The sequence below is a fragment of the Solibacillus isronensis genome (genome assembly GCF_023715405.1).
Classification (GTDB): Bacteria; Bacillota; Bacilli; order Bacillales_A; family Planococcaceae; genus Solibacillus; species Solibacillus isronensis_B.
In genome coordinates, this window is record NZ_JAMBOC010000001.1 from 553,915 (window position 1) to 570,511 (window position 16,597).

Genomic DNA, 16,597 nt, shown 5'->3' on the forward strand with positions numbered 1-16,597 from the left:
AAATGTCTGGACACGATTCAGATGAGGCGGAATTAATAATTTTATTCAAAAGGGAGTCAGTACCGTGGAAAAAGTGGATCATATCGGCATTGCCGTACGTAATATTGAAGAACGTATTACATACTACACAGAAACGCTAGGCCTGAAATTATTAAAGATGGAAGAAGTAGAATCACAGCAAGTAAAAGTTGCTTTTATCGATGCAGGCAACGTAAAAATTGAGCTGCTTGAGCCAATGAGTGAAAAAAGCGCAATCCATGGCTTTTTGGAAAAGCGCGGAGAAGGCATTCACCATGTTGCATTTGGCGTAACAGGTATTCGTGAGCGCATGGCTGAACTTCGTGAAAAAGGTGTACGACTATTATCGGAAGAGCCAGGACCAGGGGCTGGCGGTGCGGAAGTAGCATTCTTACACCCGAAAGACTCATATGGTGTACTTTATGAATTATGCGATAAAAGCGGAAAAGGGGATAAGTAACGATGACAACAATGACAGTAACTCCAGATATGTTTGATAAAATTAATGAGCTATATGACCGTAAAGAAGCGATCCAGCTTGGTGGCGGGGATGCGCGTATCGAAAAGCAGCATGAAAAAGGGAAAATGACTGCCCGTGAACGTATTGATATGTTATTGGATGACGGGTCATTCGTTGAAATCAATCCTTTCATCACACACCGTACTGTTGATTTCGGTATGGATAAACTGGAAGGCCCTGGTGACGGCGTAGTTACTGGTTTCGGTAAAATCAATGGCCGTAATGTGTATTTATTTGCACAGGACTTCACAGTATTCGGCGGTGCGCTTGGTGAAATGCACGCGAAAAAAATCGCAGCGGTAATGGATTTAGCAGCGAAAAACGGTACGCCTTTTATCGGCATTAACGATTCAGGCGGTGCGCGTATTCAAGAAGGTGTATTATCACTTGACGGCTACGGTCACATTTTCTACCGTAACTCAATCTATTCTGGTGTAATTCCGCAAATCTCAGTAATTATGGGACCTTGTGCGGGTGGTGCTGTTTATTCACCAGCGATTACAGACTTTATTTTAATGGTTGATAAAACATCTCAAATGTTCATTACTGGCCCTAAAGTAATTGAAACAGTAACAGGCGAAAAAATTTCAGCTGAAGGTCTTGGCGGTTCTAAAGTGCATAACGCAACTTCAGGAAATGCCCACTTCCGTGCTGAAGACGAAGAAGCTGCCATTGCACAAATTCAGCAATTACTTTCTTACTTACCACAGAACAACAGAGAAAAAGCACCGAAACAAGCTGCTCCAGAAGGCGATAACTTCCGTTCAGAACTTGTTGATGTTGTGCCAATTGACCAAACAAAATCTTATGATGTTCGTAAAGTAGTAGAACAAGTAGTTGACGAAGGTTCATTCATGGAAGTGCAAAAAGAATTCGCGAAAAACATTGTTGTTGGTTTTGCACGTATCGCGGGTGAATCAGTTGGTTTAGTATGTAACCAGCCGAAATTCCTTGCAGGCGGATTAGATATCGATTCATCTGATAAATTAGCTCGTTTCGTACGTACATGTGACGCATTCAACGTGCCTGTTATTACATTTGAAGACGTGTCTGGTTTCTTCCCAGGTGTTAAACAAGAGCACGGTGGGATTATCCGTCACGGTGCGAAAATTCTTTATGCTTACTCAGAAGCAACTGTACCAAAAATTACAGTTATTTTACGTAAAGCATACGGCGGTGCGTACGTAGCATTGAACTCGAAAGCGATTGGAGCGGACTTAGTATTCGCTTGGCCGAATGCGGAAATCGCGGTAATGGGTGCTGCTGGTGCGGCAAACATTATTCATGCAGGTGAAATTGCGAAATCGGCTGATCCGGAAGCAACACGTGCAGCGAAAATTGAAGAATACAAAGAAAAATTCGCAAATCCTTATGTAGCGGCATCACGCGGTATGGTTGACGATGTTATCGATCCACGTGAAACACGTATTAAGCTGATCCAGGCATTGGATATGCTTTCAACAAAGCAGGAAGACCGTCCATACAAAAAGCACGGGAATATTCCACTATAATTTTTAAATAAAGTACCCTCAGAAACATCTCTTAAATGATTTGTATACAATACAATCATTTTTGAGGTGTTTTTTTGCTGATATAGAGCCCTAAATGAAAAAATACAGGAATAATACTAGAAAGTTACTAAAAAATATTTACCTGTAATATGGTAAATCCTCCAATTTTATTATAGTGAAATTTTCAAAAAGCCTTTATGCTAGATAAATGGAAAGACGATATAGGAGGACAAAGTATGAAGGAAATCAACCAGCTACAGAGGGCAATTGATTTAAGAAGCGATGGGGAATTACAACAATCCAATCAATTACTATTGAAATTAGTTGAACAACATCCGAACGAAGCCCTTATAAATTACCAGTGTGCATGGAGCTTCGATGTACTTGGCAAAGAATCGAATGCAGTACCATACTATGAAAAAGCAATACAAGGTGATTTGAATGATGAAGATTTAGCGAATGCTTATTTAGGTCTTGGCAGTACATATAGAACACTAGGGGAATACGAAAATTCAAAACATACGTTAGAAAAAGGGGTGGAGAAGTTTCCGCACAATTTAGCCATTCAAGTATTTTATGCGATGACATTGTTTAACTTGAAAGAACATGAGCGTTCAATGGAGCTTCTATTGAAAAATTTAGCAGCTACTTCTTCTGACCCTCAAATTCAGAAATACAAAAAAGCCATTTTATTTTATAGTGATAAATTAAATGAAATGTGGGAGTGAGTGATTAATTCATTGGGGAAAAATATTAGAGTTAGTAGCTTATACGATGAAACTTTTTAAGATTGTAAACTACTTTATTTATACGGCGATGGTCAGCCTGATCGGCTACAGCTGTTATTTCTTATCTGTGTTATTTATCGGTTCAATGCTGTTCACTGCAGCAGATTCACCGCCGGGAGATATTTCAAATTCGGGCAGGTTGCTGACCATTGCCTTTATTGCTTTTGGAACGATTATTGCGCTATTAATTTACAGTGTTGTTCACTGGACCATTGCATCGTTATTGAACATACCGTTTCCTAAGCGATTTCTTCTCATTTTGAATTTTATAATCATCAGTTTAGTCGTTAGTGCGTTAATTTTTAAATTCATTATTATCGACGGCAGTTTTTTATAAAATTAATCTTAATCCACCGCTCTAGACAGATTGAATGCTGCTTGCTGCTTTTTCGGTTCTTTTTCATACGGGTGTTCGTGCTCGGCAAACAGGAAGATTGCCCCAAGTTCTATGCCATGCCCATAATGGGCGGTTTCTTCAGGAGTTAAGTGCAAAATTCGCAAACTCACTTCATACACATTTTTTCGTGTGACAAAGCTGATAAGCTGGTCGAGCCAGTTGCCGGCTAGATGGACTTGAATGTCGGTATACATTTTCAGTGATTGTAAAGGGAGGATATCTTTTGAAAACACATGAATTTCATGCTCGGAAAAACCGTGCCCTCTAATCATGTTCAGCTTTGTCATAGCTTCCTCAACACTGTACACTAAAGCGATTTCACGTCGATATTCCATCATAATCACCTCTTTTTTATTGTAATGGAATTTTTATTGAGATGGTAGTGATTGAAAACAATCGTACATCAATACAATTATAAAATGCAGAAAATTCGAAACTTATACAGTGTTTAATACGTAGAACATGAAAAGGGAGGTTTTACTTATGGGGAACTATTCCATTCGTGATTTTGTCAACAAGACGCAGCAAGACCAGAATGAAAATGATTATTTTGAATTGGAAACCGATCGTGTACTCGAAGTGAATCTGAACGGGGAAGTATGGTCGAAAATGGGCGCGATGATCGCCTATGTCGGTTCGATTAAATTTGAGCGTGAGCGCATGCTGGAGCATGGCGTATCGAAAATGTTTAAGAAAGCATTGACCGGCGAAGGTACGCAATTGATGAAAGCGAAAGGGAAAGGCCGGTTGTATTTAGCGGACCAAGGAAAAAAGATTACAATTTTTGATCTGCAGAACGAAAGCCTGTGCGTGAACGGCAATGACCTGCTTGCATTTGAGCCATCGATCAATTGGGATATTCGACTTATGCGCAAAATGGCCGGTATGATGGCAGGCGGCTTATTTAACGTCATGCTGGACGGCAAAGGAAAAGTGGCGATTACAACCCATTTTGAGCCATTAACATTAATCGTTAAGCCTGGTGAAACAGTATATACTGACCCAAATGCAACTGTTGCGTGGTCCGGTAATTTAAAGCCGGAGTTTGTAACGGATATTACGTTTAGAACACTTATTGGACGCGGCAGCAATGAATCGATCCAAATGGCTTTTTCCGGTGAAGGATTTGTCATCATTCAGCCATTTGAAGAAGTTTATTTATCGTCGGAATCATAATGGCTGCGGGATAAAGTAAGGAGAAAAAAGATGTTTTTAAAATCAGTCAAACTTAAAAAAGAAGAAATAACGGACTATAGCGAATACCCGTTTTCGATTCCGTTTATTCGCCATATGGATGAATTGGATGTGGATGCAAGGGTCACGTTTTTTGTTGGAGAAAACGGTGCTGGCAAATCAACGTTGCTTGAAGCCATTGCAGATCAGATCGGCTTCAATCCGGCAGGGGGAAGCACGCAAAACTATAAGGCGTATGAAGTAGATCAATCCGAATCCGCGCTTGGCGATTATGTGAAGCTCTCCTGGTGGCCAAAAGTAACGAACGGCTTTTTTCTGCGTGCCGAAACATTTTATCAGTTTGCGTCGCATTTGGATCAGATCGATCAAAACGGCTATAAAGCATACGGAGGGAAATCACTTCACCATCAATCACACGGGGAATCCTTTTTCTCGTTGTTCCAGCACCGGTTCACAGGGCAGGCAATCTATTTACTGGATGAGCCGGAAGCCGCATTATCTCCAACTAGACAGCTGGCGTTTTTAACATTGATGAATGATTTAGTGAAACAGGGCAATGTCCAATTCATTATCGCAACACATTCGCCAATTTTACTCGGATTCCCGGATGCGGTCATCTATCAATTTGATGAACATGGCATCGAGCAGGTGAAATATGAAGAAACTGAGCATTATCAGGTAACCTCGTATTTTTTGCAGCACCGTAAAAAAATGCTGCAGAAGCTGTTTGAAGAGGACGAGGATGAACTGGATTAGCAATCGATTGCGGGTGTCGATAACTACACGGAATTTATAAAGGAGTGAAGAATATGGGATGGCAGCAATTGCAACAGCAATCAGAACAGCATCACATTCAACTTTTGGAAGCGGAAAAACTGAACAAGAAAATTGAAAGTCTTGACCAACAGATCCAGCATGCCCAACAGGATGTTAAGCAGCATGAACATGATCTGAAAAAAGCACGTCAACAATTGAATAAGCTCGAGGAATTTTCTTTTGTGAATCTATTCCGTGGCTGGTCAGGGAAAAAGGATGAGCTGATCGAGCAAAATATGGACCAGGTAGCAGTTACAGAACTGAAGCTGGTTGAAGCGCAGTTAACGTTTAATGATTTACAGGAAGACCGGATTGGACTTGTTCAACAATTGAGCACGATAAATGTTTCAACTATCCGTGAGCACCTGAAAAAAATAGAAAACGAAAAACAAGTGTGGCTTATGGCGAATGCACCTGCAGCAGCGAAGGAATTAACGGGGATTACTGAACAGGAGCTTTTATGCAAACAGTTGAAAACCGAGATCCACGAAGCGATCGATGCGGGTAAACAGGCATTTAATAAATTAACAGATGCCGGCTCCAAATTGCAGGATGCCAAATCCTACTCAACATGGGATACATTTTTAGGTGGGGGTTTTATCGCAACGGCGTTAAAGCATGACAAACTGGAAGAAACGAACAGCTATTTGCATGAAGCGCAGATGGCTCTGCAACGTTTCCAAAATGAACTGCTCGATATTAAAGAGATGCGCCAAAATACACTGGAAGTTCATACAGACGGTTTTATCATGTTTACGGATTACTTTTTCGATAATATTTTCACCGATTGGTCAGTACATTCCAAAATTACAACTGCAATCGATCAAATTTCACGTGTACAGGATGATGTGGCGAATACACTTCGCGATTTGAAGCAAAAATTGAACATAACAATCGAAAAAGAACAGGCGCTGCAAGTAGAAAAACAACGCATTTTAAATGCCGATGATCAATCGTTGTTTTTTCAAAAATAGAGGCGTACAATAAAGCGTAAACTAGTTATTTAAAGGAGTTATCGAACATGAACCGAGTAGTAGAAGAGTTTCTGGAATTAGTGCAAATTGATTCTGAAACAAAACATGAAGAAGTAATTGCACCCATTTTAGTGAAAAAATTAGAAGAAATGGGCTTTGATGTTTTTCAGGATGATGCACATACACGCAATGGTCACGGTGCAGGCAATATTATCGCAACATTAAAAGGCGATGAGCGGATCGAGCCAATTTATTTTACAGTACATATGGATACAGTCGTGCCGGGCAAAGGCATTAAACCGGAAATCCGTGAGGACGGTTATATTTATTCTGACGGCACAACGATTCTTGGCGCGGATGATAAAGCAGGTATCGCAGCACTATTCGAAATGGCGCGTCGTCTAAAAGAAAAAGACAGCGCTCATGGTACAATCCAGTTCATCATTACAGCAGGTGAAGAAAGCGGTTTAGTCGGTGCTAAGGAACTTGATCCTTCAAACATCATCGCCAAATACGGTTTTGCGGTTGATAGTGACGGCAAAGTAGGCGGCATTGTAGTAGCAGCACCATTCCAGGCAAAAGTATTTACGAAAATCATCGGTAAAACAGCACATGCAGGCGTTGCACCTGAAAAGGGTATTTCCGCAATTACCGTTGCAGCAAAAGCGGTTGCCCAAATGAAATTAGGCCGTCTCGATGAAGAAACAACAGCGAATATTGGGCGTTTTGAAGGCGGTCAAGCAACAAATATCGTATGTGATGAAGTATCAATTCTTGCGGAAGCCCGTTCGATTGATGAAACAAAACTGAATGCCCAAACTGACCATATGAAAGAAACATTTGAACGTGTTGCACATGAAATGGGTGCACGTGCTGAAGTTGAAGTGAAATTAATGTATCCAGGTTTCCGTGCGACAGAAGAAGATCAAGTTGTGAAAGTAGCTAAAGCAGCGGTTGAAGCAATCGGTCGTACACCACAGCTCGGTATTTCAGGCGGCGGTAGTGATGCAAATGTTATCGCTGGGTTCGGTATTCCTACTGTAAACTTATCGGTTGGCTATGAGGAAATTCATACAACTAACGAAAGAATGCCGGTTGAAGAACTGGAAAAACTGGCTGATTTATTGGAAGAAATCGTTGTTCAAACAACGAAATAAGAGGTATCAATATGAGCATTGAAAAAGCAGTCGTATTTTTATGCGGCACAGAACAATATGCAGTGCCGGTTGAGCTGGTTGTTTCGATTGAAAAGCTGGAGCGTGTAACTCCGATTCCTCATTTACCGAACTATTTGCTCGGCTTTACGAGAATTCGAGGGGAACTTACACCAATAATCGATTTTCAGACCATTTTATACAATCGCCCGACAAATACACAAACAGCTAAAATCATTGTGTTGAAGACAGAGTTGATTAATTACGGGTTGGTCGTTGCCGATGCGAAAGAAATTATCGACTTTGAAGAAGGCGTTTTAAAACAGATGGGGCTTGTCAATTATGAAAAGACGAAATTTTTTACAGCGGTTGCCAATTTGGAAGACCGCATGATTTCTTGTATCGATCCGAATATTCTCGTGCATTCATTAGACGGCATCCGTGAAATTATCGAATATTTACATGAAATGAAGCAGCAGGAAAATCAGACAAACTAAAAAACGGAGCTTATCATCTGAACGTGATAGGCTCCATTTTTTCAATCGGCAGTAACCGCTTTCTTTTTTTTGAATTGTTTAACGTACGCATAACCTGTGAAGCTAAATACAAAGATGGAAATAATCGTAAGTGTCAGAACAAGATTCTCTTCAACCCAGGGAATATTTCCGAGTATAAAACCACCGCCAAGCCAGACAACTGTCCAAAGTACGGCCCCCATAAAGTTATAGCGTAAAAATGTCGCATACGAAAAGCCGGAATATCCGCTTATAAACGGTGTCATAGTCCGCATCAACGGCACAAACCGTGAAAACGTAATGGCAACCCGGTCATAGTTTTCCAGGAAGTTCAGAGCTTTTTCATTAGTTTCCTCTGATAAAAAACGCCTAAAGAGATTGCGCTTCGGCGGAATTTTCCGGATCGATTTTCCGATGAGGTAGTTGCTGCTGTCGGCAAGCGTTGTCGCAACGATGAAAATGATCAGCAATGTCAGAAAATCAAGCTTATCGATCGCTGCTAAAGTACCGCTTGTGAACACCGTACTATCCCCGGGTAAAAATGTTAAAATGACAAATGCAGTTTTCGTGAAAACAACCGCAAATAACAGAATATAAATATACAGTCCGAGCTCTTTTATGTAATAAAATATGACTTGGTCAATTTCCCGTAAAAACTGAATAATATCAAGTAGCATAAGTAGTTCTCCCATCAAGAGGATGATTAAATTTAAGTATAGCGGATGTTGGCAAATTATTGTTATAAAAAGTGCTGAGTAATAAAACTAAAAGAGGTGATGGATATGAGTTTGACGAAACGCCCCAAAATTGAGATTCCTAAATCGAAATCCGAATGGCTGATGGATATTATCGGCTATATAGCGTTAGCGATTATGCTCGGTGTATTGTTCATGAACTGGCGCGAACTGCCAAATGAAGTACCTGCCCACTTTGACGGCAGCGGTAATGTCGACCGCTGGGGCTCTAAATGGGAGCTGTTAATTTTACCGGGCATCGGGATTGCAATGCATTTCTTTTTAATAATTTTAGAAAAATTCCCTGAAACGCACAATTATCCGGCACGCATCAATGAATCAAATGCCGAGGTCTTTTACAGAAATAGTCGCCAAACATTAAATTATATGCGTAACATTATAAATATATTATTCGCCTACATCGTGTACCGCACTATTGTGATTGCTTTAGAAGAAGCAACAACGATCGGCTGGCCGTTTTTCGTCATATTGGCAGCGCTGTTTGGGGTATTGATTTGGAAGATGATTAAGATTTTTAGGATTAAGTAAAGTAGAAAGTTTTGAGGGGAATGTGGATCGCGGCGTAGGAAAAGTAGAAGATTTCGGGGCAAAAGTGGAGCACCCCGATCGAAAAGGAGAATCTTTTACGAAGAAAGTAGAACTTCGATTAATATTAGAACATGGCGTGCTGAAAGTAGAACGTTTCTTGAGAAAAGTAGAATACCCCGGTCGAAAAGTAGAACGCAGCATGAGAAAAAGTAGAATCTTCAAAAGAAAAGCAAATTCCTCATCGTAAACCGGAAGCATCTCATAAAGGAGATGCTTTTTTCAGTTTAAAACTTTCAAATTAAATTACATATTTTTAATTTTCATTCGTCTATATAAGTAAGAGAGGTGATGGACATGGATTTTGATGAGCTTTATGAGCAGGAGTTCCGCAAGACTTATCAGTACATACGTTACATGGTATCGAACGCACAAGTCGCAGAAGATTTAACACAGGATACGTTTGTGCGAATTTATAAAACGGACTTGACCAAAGTGACCAATTTCCAGACGTATACGAGGCAAGTCGCTCGGAATCTCGTTTATGACTTTTATCGGAAGAAAGCATTAATTAAGTGGCTTCCGTTTACAAATGCCCCGGAGCAGCAGGATTTTCACCACGTTCCGCATGAATGGCTTATCCAGGAAGAAGACCGAAAACGATTATACGACGCACTGCAAAAGTTAAAACCAGTGCAACGCGAAGTCATCATATACCGTAAAATCGAGGAGCTTTCGATTCAGGAAACGTGTGACATTATGGGACTAACCCCGGTGAAGGTAGCAAATACACAGCGGAGTGCGATGCAGGCATTGCAGAAAATTTTAGGAGGTGAAATCGATGAAGCTTGATGATCGCTTAAAACAGTTAAATGAACTCCCTCAAAATGAAGCATTAAAAAAATCCATTTATCAGAACATTTATAAAAAGCCTGTCAGAAAACGCAATACACTGAAAACATTCCGTGAAATAGGCGTAATGGCTACGATTTGTTTCATTGGTCTGTTTTTGCTGTTCACCTCGGACAATCTTAAAAATCAGGCAGCATCAGGTGAGATTGCCAAAATTACGTCCTATGAAAACAACGGAGAAAAGGGGTTTAGGGGCAGAACGTCGACACTTTTCATTGGGGTTGAAAATGTGACGACTGCTGAAATGGTCACCTTATTCGAAAATATTTCTGAGCTTCCTGCTGTTATGGCTCCTCCAAAGAGCGACGTGCATTATGACATTATTGTGTTGTATAAAAACGGCGAACAGAGAAAATTCGAATTGGCATGGAACTATTTGTATGACGTGAAGAATGATGCGTATTATCCCGGATATGAACAATATCCGTCCGCTATTTTATCTGACTTGGAAAATTCGCATGATCGATTACAATTTCCACCAATATTTATCGGTCTGGGCATTTTAGTGATGATCATGTTGACCTCCAGCTATTATAGTCGCCGCCAAATTGAACAGCCGAAAAAAATCCGCGGATTAGGAATTGTTATAACAATTTATATGATCGTTGTGGCGAGTATAGGGTCGTACTATTTCATGATCGGACCGCTTTATAAGCCATTGCTTCTACTTTTATTGTTTGGATATGGATTTAGCATTTGGTGGCTGATTAAAAAAGAAGTTACAAACTTGAACATATTGAAGGTGGAAAAGTACAAAATCCTATTTATTGTGCTATGGTTCCTAATTTGGATAGTTATGGCGTAACAATAAAAATGAACATACAAGGCCCTTCATAAAGGAGCGGCCATTTTTTTTTGCATATCAAAATCTTAAAGGAAATTACTTGAAACTTTTTGTCTGAAAATTCGTATAAATTAAGGAGCAAAAAAGAGGAGGCATTTGAATGATTAATCAATTTAAAGAACAGTTCGGTCGGTATTTTTTAAACGGTGAATTTGAGGAAATCTACGGGAAAACAGCTAAATCGTTTCAGAATCTTGTATCGTTTGAACAATTTCGCGAGCTTTCTTTAAACTATAATTCAGGTGTGAGCAGTTATACTTGTATCGTGGCCAATACATTTCAGGGGCTTGAACAGTATATATGGGTTGATGAAACTTATTCGAAAGCTGTTGTCATCGCGTTTGACGAGCAGGGTATTATCCAAGCAATCTATTTAAAACCGTTTGAAACGTTTCCGAGCAGTGATCAAGTATGGACCAAAAGTACATACAGCATGCCGATTAATGACGAGTGGTATGTTTTTTGGGGCGGCACGAACGAATTTATAAACTATCACTATCCGTATGAACAGCAGCGCTATGCATATGATTTAGTCCAAATGGTTAATAACGAAACCTATAAAAACTCGACACTGCAAAATGAAAATTACTATGCGTTTGGAACTGAAGTCGTGGCACCGGCTGACGGTGTCGTGGTCGAGGTAATTGATGGAATTAAGGACAATATTCCGGGCGAAATGGATGAAGAAAATGCAGCAGGAAACTATTGCATCATTGCACATGAGCACAATGAATACAGTATGATTGCCCATTTCAAGAAGGATTCGATTTGTGTGAAAACAGGGGATAACGTGAAGGCAGGTCAACTGCTCGGCTTATGCGGAAATTCCGGCAATTCATCAGAAGCACATATCCATTTTCAAGTAATGGATCAACAGGATTTCCTGAAGGCCAAATCACTGCGGATAAAGTTTCATGGCGGCGAAGAACCAATTCAGGGCGATATTGTAGTACCGAGTGGGGGAAAATAAAGAGTCTGATACGTTAGGAAAGATTGAGAACTCAGCTACGGCGGGTGAACTGCTGTTATTGATTCCCCGAATTATTGGGCAGTTTTTTAAGTAAAAGTGAACCTAGAAATGTCTTAAATTGGAGAGAAAGGGGCGAACTTTATGAAACTTGGATTAAAAAAGGATGAAGTGATCCTCGTTCCGTATGAAGCTAGTTGGAAGAGAGAATTTGCTGAGACGAAAGAAAAAATACTAAAGCATACGAGTTTACAGCCTTATCAAATAGAACATATCGGCAGCACATCAATTGAAGGTATTGCGGCCAAGCCGGTTATCGATCTTGTCATTGGCATTGAAAATCTTGACTCGCCGGATAAAGAGCTATTTAAAGGTCTCAGGGAGGCAGGTTTTTACCGCCTGCAAGTGGAAAGGCCAAATGAAATTATTTGTGCGAAATTTACAGATGCTACGTTTGAAATGAAAACACATTTTATTCACATCGTACAGTTCAACGAGAAAAAATGGCATCAAATGCGTTTTTTTAGAGATTATTTGAATGCCCATATTGAAGCGAAAAAAGAATATGAGGAGTTAAAAGAAGCTTTTTTCAATACAGGTTTACATGGGATTAACGAATATACGCAATATAAAGAGCAATTTGTGCAGTCGATTTTTCGAAAGTTACCAGAATACCGATGGGATACCATATAAAAGAATACGCATTCTCCCAATGGGCCGCATGAAATAATCCAGTATTTTTTCCATAATAATTTTACTGTTTAATAGGAAGTTGCGAAATTAATTTGAAATTAATTTCTGCAAAGAGGGGAATTTTGGGAGGACAATGTATTTTACCGTAGCTAATTTCTGTCCCTTGTGAAGTTTTTTTGCTAGTATAATGATAAGGAAATGGTTAAAGAACATTCGTAATTGACGGAACAATTCGGCACTTTTACCGACAGCGGGGGAAAATAAATCCTTATTTTTTGAAACCTTTTTATCCTTTTGTCCGTACATGTAAGTAAGGAAAATGTAGAGAGATAGAAACTGGAGTGATCAATTTATGCGGCTAGTTCCACATGATTACATAGATAGCACAAAAACTTGGGAAGAAATAATTAGTGCGGGTCTTTATTCACGTCCGATTTTTTTGCAAAGTGATGGTGAATTACAATATACCCGGGTGGCGAAACAAATATTGGGTGTATACGATAATGCCTACGAGATGCAAGAGTATTTGTATGCGCTTACAAACAAAGGCATTCCGTGGACCTTATTGTTTCATAATCTCCCGAAATTGATTGATCCGAAAAAGCGGACGGAAATTGTGAATATATTGCAGATGCATCAGGAAAATCCGATATCATTGAATCGCTTTATGGCATTTTTTGCCGGAAAACAGTTGCTGCCGCTCATGCAAACGAAGTATCGGGATCATTTTATTACGACTTTGCGAAGCTGGCTCGAAATTTTGGAGTCCCGCTATCCAAAGCTCATTAGTAATCAGCTGCAGCGAATCTTTTTGGACTTTGTGAAGTGGTCGAATCATTTTTTCCCTGAATGGCTGGAGCAAAGTGATTTCGGATTAGCGGTCCCGCGCATCGTCTGGTACGGACCTGCAAAAGAAAGTGAAGTGTATTTCCTGTACTTCCTTTATTTATTCGGCTGCGACGTCGTCATATTTGAACCGGATGGTCAGGATATTATGACGGAGTACGGCATCTTAAATTTCCCGACGGAACGATTGGCTGAAAAAGCAGAAACATTTGATTTTCCGCATGAAAAACCGATTCGTGTGCAAACCATTACATCGCGTGCTTCAGAACATGTGCAACAGCATCTCTATGATAATGCAGCGATCAACTACCCATGGAAATATGCGAATCACGAGACAAGAACTCGAATTTTAAATACAACATATGACGAATTATTTATTCTTTCCGAGGCCCAGCTCCATTTAAGGGAAGGGTTCAGTGATGAAGAAGGAATTGTCTATTTACCGGTGCTCTTCGCGAAAATAGAGGGTGTCTCATTGGATAAATCGGATTATGTGCAGAAGCTTCAACGTTTAAAATCCCGTGAGCTTACATATACTGCGACCACATTTCCATTATTGCAGGCACAGAAAAGCAATATGCAGTTTCATATGCGTGATGCCAGTACCAATGGCAAGCTCGATGTCGAAAAAATGCTGCAGCTTGGCATCTGGCCGTTTAAAAATATACCAGTTGGTGCGCAAAGAAATATCGCAAAAACGATGATCCGTCTTATTGAAAGTGATTTCATAGCAGTGGCGAACAATCAGTCTAGGCAAGAGCATGAGCAATATTTGTTCGGGCAAATGTTGCTTGTCCCAACGGAAATCATTCGCCTCTATCAGCAGTTCGACTACAGCTATACAAATCCGACGATTCTCTTGTTTATTGAAGAAAACAGCGGGCAAATGCAGCGGCAGGATGCTGTTATGCTCCTGTTTGCCAGCATGCTGGGGTTTGATATATTCATCTACAGTCCGGGTGCATCTTTGAGCATCGAACATTTTATTACGGAGCAATTGCTGAATTCTTACCGACTTGAAAAAATCAGTTTTGATGAAACACTGGAAAATTTGCTGGCCCGTTCAAACGGGTTGGATGGTCTCAACCGTAAACTGGATTTCAAATCGGTAATCAGAAGAATCGGGAAAAAAAAGAGATAAAAGTTTGTCATTATATTTTATAAAATATACAATAATGGTAGATTTTATAGTAATTTACTTTGGGAGGACTAAAAATGTCAATTAATTTACAAAAAGGGCAACGAATCGACTTAACGAAAGGGAACACCGGTTTAAACAAGATTTTTGTTGGTTTAGGCTGGGATGAAGTACAGGCAAAGCCAAGTGGCGGCGGACTTTTTAAAAGTTTATTCGGCGGAAGTACTACTACAGGTGCCCCGGTTGATTGTGACGCATCTGTACTGATGCTGAAAGACGGAAAAGTTGCTGCAAAAAGCGATGTCATTTATTTCGGGAATTTAAAAAGTTCGAATGGCGCTGTGGCCCACTCAGGTGATAACTTAACAGGTGCGGGAGCTGGTGATGATGAACAGATTGCAATCGAATTAAGTTCTGTCCCTGCGGAATATGACCGACTTGTCTTTCTCGTAAATATTTATGATGCACAAAAGCGTAATCAGCATTTCGGGATGATTCAAAATGCGTTTATTCGAATTGTCAATGCATCTTCAAACCAGGAATTATTAAAATATAACCTGACAGACGACTATTCGGGTCAGACAACATTGATCACAGGTGAAATTTATCGCCATGAAAATGAATGGAAGTTTGCGGCGCTTGGTACAGGTACACAAGACAAGTCACTTGGTGAAGTCATCAATCGCTACAAATAAAAAAAGTTATACAACATAAATTAAGGAGTGTTGAAAATGGTAGTTTCATTAGCAAAAGGACAAAAGGTAGATTTAACAAAATCCAATCCGGGATTAACTAAAATCAGCGTAGGATTAGGCTGGGATACGAATAAATACGATGGCGGCAACGATTTTGACCTTGACTCATCGATCTTTTTATTGGAAGCTAGCGGCAAAGTGGCTGGTCCTGAAGGCTTTGTTTTCTATAATAATACAACAGGCGGGAACGGATCAGTTGTCCACTCAGGCGATAACTTGACAGGTGACGGCTCTGGTGATGATGAAGTCGTACATATCGACCTTCAGTCAGTACCATCTAATATTGAAAAGATCACTTTTACCGTAACGATTCATGATGGGGAAAGCCGTGGTCAGAACTTCGGGATGGTATCAAATGCCTTCATCCGCGTATTCAACGATTCAGCGGAATTAATCCGATATGATTTAGGCGAAGATTTCTCGATTGAAACAGCATTAGTGGTAGGTGAATTATACCGCCATAATGGTGAATGGAAATTTGCTGCGATTGGCTCCGGCTATCAAGGCGGTTTAGCAGCATTATGTAACGATTTCGGTTTACAAGTAGGCTAATTTTAATTCATCTCTAAGGGGGAAACGATTATGGCAATTCAATTGAGTAAAGGTCAACGCATCGATTTAACAAAAGGTAATCCGGCATTAAAAAATATTGTTGTCGGTTTAGGCTGGGATGTTAAAAACTTTGATGGTGGAGCGGAAATCGATTTGGATGCATCGGTTTTTCTATTGAACGAGCAAGGCAAATGCCGGAATGATCTGGATTTTATTTTCTATAATAATTTGATTAGTCCGGATAAATCCGTTGAACATACAGGCGATAACCGAACGGGTGAAGGGGACGGCGATGACGAGCAAATCAAAGTTCACCTGGATAAAGTACCTTCCGATGTGCACCGCATTGCGTTCACAGTTACAATCCATGATGCAGAGAACCGTCGTCAGAACTTTGGTCAGGTCATGAATGCCTTTGTGCGTTTAGTTGACGAAGATTTAGGAACGGAAATTTTACGCTTTGATTTAGGAGAAGATTTCTCAATTGAAACAGCAGTAGTATTTTGTGAATTGTACCGACATGGAAATGAATGGAAGTTCAATGCGGTCGGTTCGGGTTATCAAGGTGGTTTATTGGCACTCGTTCAATCTTACGGTCTTAGCGTCTAAACTATGCGCAATTAGTCAATGCCGTATTAAGTTAATGACGATGTGTACACTACAGTGACACAACTAATTTAAGAAGATGGATAAAGGGAGGTGACAAACCTGTTGTCGCCTCCC

General features: G+C 40.2%; 21 protein-coding genes. 19 read left to right on the forward strand and 2 right to left on the reverse strand.

The window, feature by feature from the left end; all coding sequences use genetic code 11:
• Positions 1-64: 64 nt before the first annotated feature.
• The 4 genes from mce to M3166_RS02725 all read left to right on the forward strand — a co-directional run bounded on the left by mce (position 65) and on the right by M3166_RS02725 (position 3,174).
• Positions 65-478: a methylmalonyl-CoA epimerase gene (mce, locus tag M3166_RS02710; protein ID WP_251687099.1), complete on the forward strand. Its 414-nt coding sequence runs from the start codon at positions 65-67 to the stop codon at positions 476-478.
• Positions 479-480: 2 nt separating this feature from the next.
• The gene (locus M3166_RS02715; protein WP_251687101.1) at positions 481-2,049 is read left to right on the forward strand and encodes an acyl-CoA carboxylase subunit beta; all 1,569 of its coding nucleotides are present in this window, start codon (positions 481-483) and stop codon (positions 2,047-2,049) included.
• A 236-nt stretch (positions 2,050-2,285) separates the two neighbouring features.
• Positions 2,286-2,777, forward strand: a complete 492-nt coding sequence (locus tag M3166_RS02720; RefSeq protein ID WP_251687103.1) for a tetratricopeptide repeat protein — start codon at positions 2,286-2,288, stop codon at positions 2,775-2,777.
• Between the two features lie 46 nt (positions 2,778-2,823).
• Positions 2,824-3,174, forward strand: a complete 351-nt coding sequence (locus tag M3166_RS02725; protein WP_251687105.1) for a hypothetical protein — start codon at positions 2,824-2,826, stop codon at positions 3,172-3,174.
• Between the two features lie 8 nt (positions 3,175-3,182).
• Here M3166_RS02725 and M3166_RS02730 read toward each other — a convergent pair whose 3' ends face one another.
• Positions 3,183-3,569, reverse strand: coding sequence for a general stress protein (locus tag M3166_RS02730; protein ID WP_251687107.1), 387 nt, complete (start codon positions 3,567-3,569; stop codon positions 3,183-3,185).
• 148 nt (positions 3,570-3,717) lie between these two features.
• On the opposite strand from M3166_RS02730, the gene M3166_RS02735 reads away from it, so the two are divergent.
• From M3166_RS02735 to M3166_RS02755, 5 genes are read left to right on the forward strand one after another with little or no spacing between them, the layout of a single operon-like run.
• The gene (locus tag M3166_RS02735; protein WP_251687110.1) at positions 3,718-4,410 is read left to right on the forward strand and encodes an AIM24 family protein; all 693 of its coding nucleotides are present in this window, start codon (positions 3,718-3,720) and stop codon (positions 4,408-4,410) included.
• A gap of 30 nt (positions 4,411-4,440) precedes the next feature.
• Positions 4,441-5,184: an AAA family ATPase gene (locus M3166_RS02740; protein ID WP_251687112.1), complete on the forward strand. Its 744-nt coding sequence runs from the start codon at positions 4,441-4,443 to the stop codon at positions 5,182-5,184.
• A gap of 53 nt (positions 5,185-5,237) precedes the next feature.
• Positions 5,238-6,218 carry a hypothetical protein gene (locus M3166_RS02745; protein WP_251687114.1) on the forward strand — a complete coding sequence of 327 codons (981 nt, stop codon included), beginning with the start codon at positions 5,238-5,240 and terminating at the stop codon, positions 6,216-6,218.
• Between the two features lie 47 nt (positions 6,219-6,265).
• Positions 6,266-7,375 carry a M20/M25/M40 family metallo-hydrolase gene (locus M3166_RS02750; RefSeq protein ID WP_251687116.1) on the forward strand — a complete coding sequence of 370 codons (1,110 nt, stop codon included), beginning with the start codon at positions 6,266-6,268 and terminating at the stop codon, positions 7,373-7,375.
• An 11-nt stretch (positions 7,376-7,386) separates the two neighbouring features.
• Positions 7,387-7,869, forward strand: coding sequence for a chemotaxis protein CheW (locus tag M3166_RS02755; protein ID WP_251687118.1), 483 nt, complete (start codon positions 7,387-7,389; stop codon positions 7,867-7,869).
• A gap of 41 nt (positions 7,870-7,910) precedes the next feature.
• On the opposite strand, the gene M3166_RS02760 is transcribed toward M3166_RS02755, so the two are convergent.
• Entirely contained in the window at positions 7,911-8,564 is a 654-nt protein-coding gene (locus M3166_RS02760) for a DedA family protein (protein ID WP_251687120.1), read from the reverse strand.
• 105 nt (positions 8,565-8,669) lie between these two features.
• On the opposite strand from M3166_RS02760, the gene M3166_RS02765 reads away from it, so the two are divergent.
• From M3166_RS02765 to M3166_RS02810, 10 genes are all read left to right on the forward strand, one after another.
• The gene (locus M3166_RS02765; protein ID WP_251687122.1) at positions 8,670-9,170 is read left to right on the forward strand and encodes a DUF1648 domain-containing protein; all 501 of its coding nucleotides are present in this window, start codon (positions 8,670-8,672) and stop codon (positions 9,168-9,170) included.
• Between the two features lie 22 nt (positions 9,171-9,192).
• On the forward strand, positions 9,193-9,417 hold the full coding sequence (locus M3166_RS02770) for a hypothetical protein (protein ID WP_251687125.1): 225 nt from the start codon (positions 9,193-9,195) through the stop codon (positions 9,415-9,417).
• Positions 9,418-9,524: 107 nt separating this feature from the next.
• Entirely contained in the window at positions 9,525-10,019 is a 495-nt protein-coding gene (locus M3166_RS02775) for an RNA polymerase sigma factor (protein WP_251687127.1), read from the forward strand.
• On the forward strand, positions 10,009-10,884 hold the full coding sequence (locus tag M3166_RS02780) for a dehydrogenase (RefSeq protein ID WP_251687129.1): 876 nt from the start codon (positions 10,009-10,011) through the stop codon (positions 10,882-10,884). Before M3166_RS02775 ends, M3166_RS02780 begins: the two co-directional genes overlap by 11 nt.
• Positions 10,885-11,023: 139 nt before the next feature.
• Positions 11,024-11,893, forward strand: a complete 870-nt coding sequence (locus M3166_RS02785) for a M23 family metallopeptidase (RefSeq protein ID WP_251687131.1) — start codon at positions 11,024-11,026, stop codon at positions 11,891-11,893.
• A gap of 141 nt (positions 11,894-12,034) precedes the next feature.
• A complete protein-coding gene (locus tag M3166_RS02790; RefSeq protein ID WP_251687133.1) occupies positions 12,035-12,583 on the forward strand; it encodes a GrpB family protein in 549 nt (182 codons plus the stop codon).
• Positions 12,584-12,935: 352 nt separating this feature from the next.
• On the forward strand, positions 12,936-14,570 hold the full coding sequence (locus M3166_RS02795; RefSeq protein ID WP_251687135.1) for a YceG family protein: 1,635 nt from the start codon (positions 12,936-12,938) through the stop codon (positions 14,568-14,570).
• A 74-nt stretch (positions 14,571-14,644) separates the two neighbouring features.
• Positions 14,645-15,262 (forward strand): TerD family protein, encoded by a 618-nt coding sequence (locus tag M3166_RS02800; protein WP_251687137.1) that lies wholly within the window; start codon positions 14,645-14,647, stop codon positions 15,260-15,262.
• A gap of 36 nt (positions 15,263-15,298) precedes the next feature.
• Complete coding sequence (locus M3166_RS02805) at positions 15,299-15,874, forward strand: TerD family protein (protein WP_251687139.1); 576 nt, start codon at positions 15,299-15,301, stop codon at positions 15,872-15,874.
• 30 nt (positions 15,875-15,904) lie between these two features.
• Positions 15,905-16,483 (forward strand): TerD family protein, encoded by a 579-nt coding sequence (locus tag M3166_RS02810; RefSeq protein WP_251687141.1) that lies wholly within the window; start codon positions 15,905-15,907, stop codon positions 16,481-16,483.
• Positions 16,484-16,597: the final 114 nt, after the last annotated feature.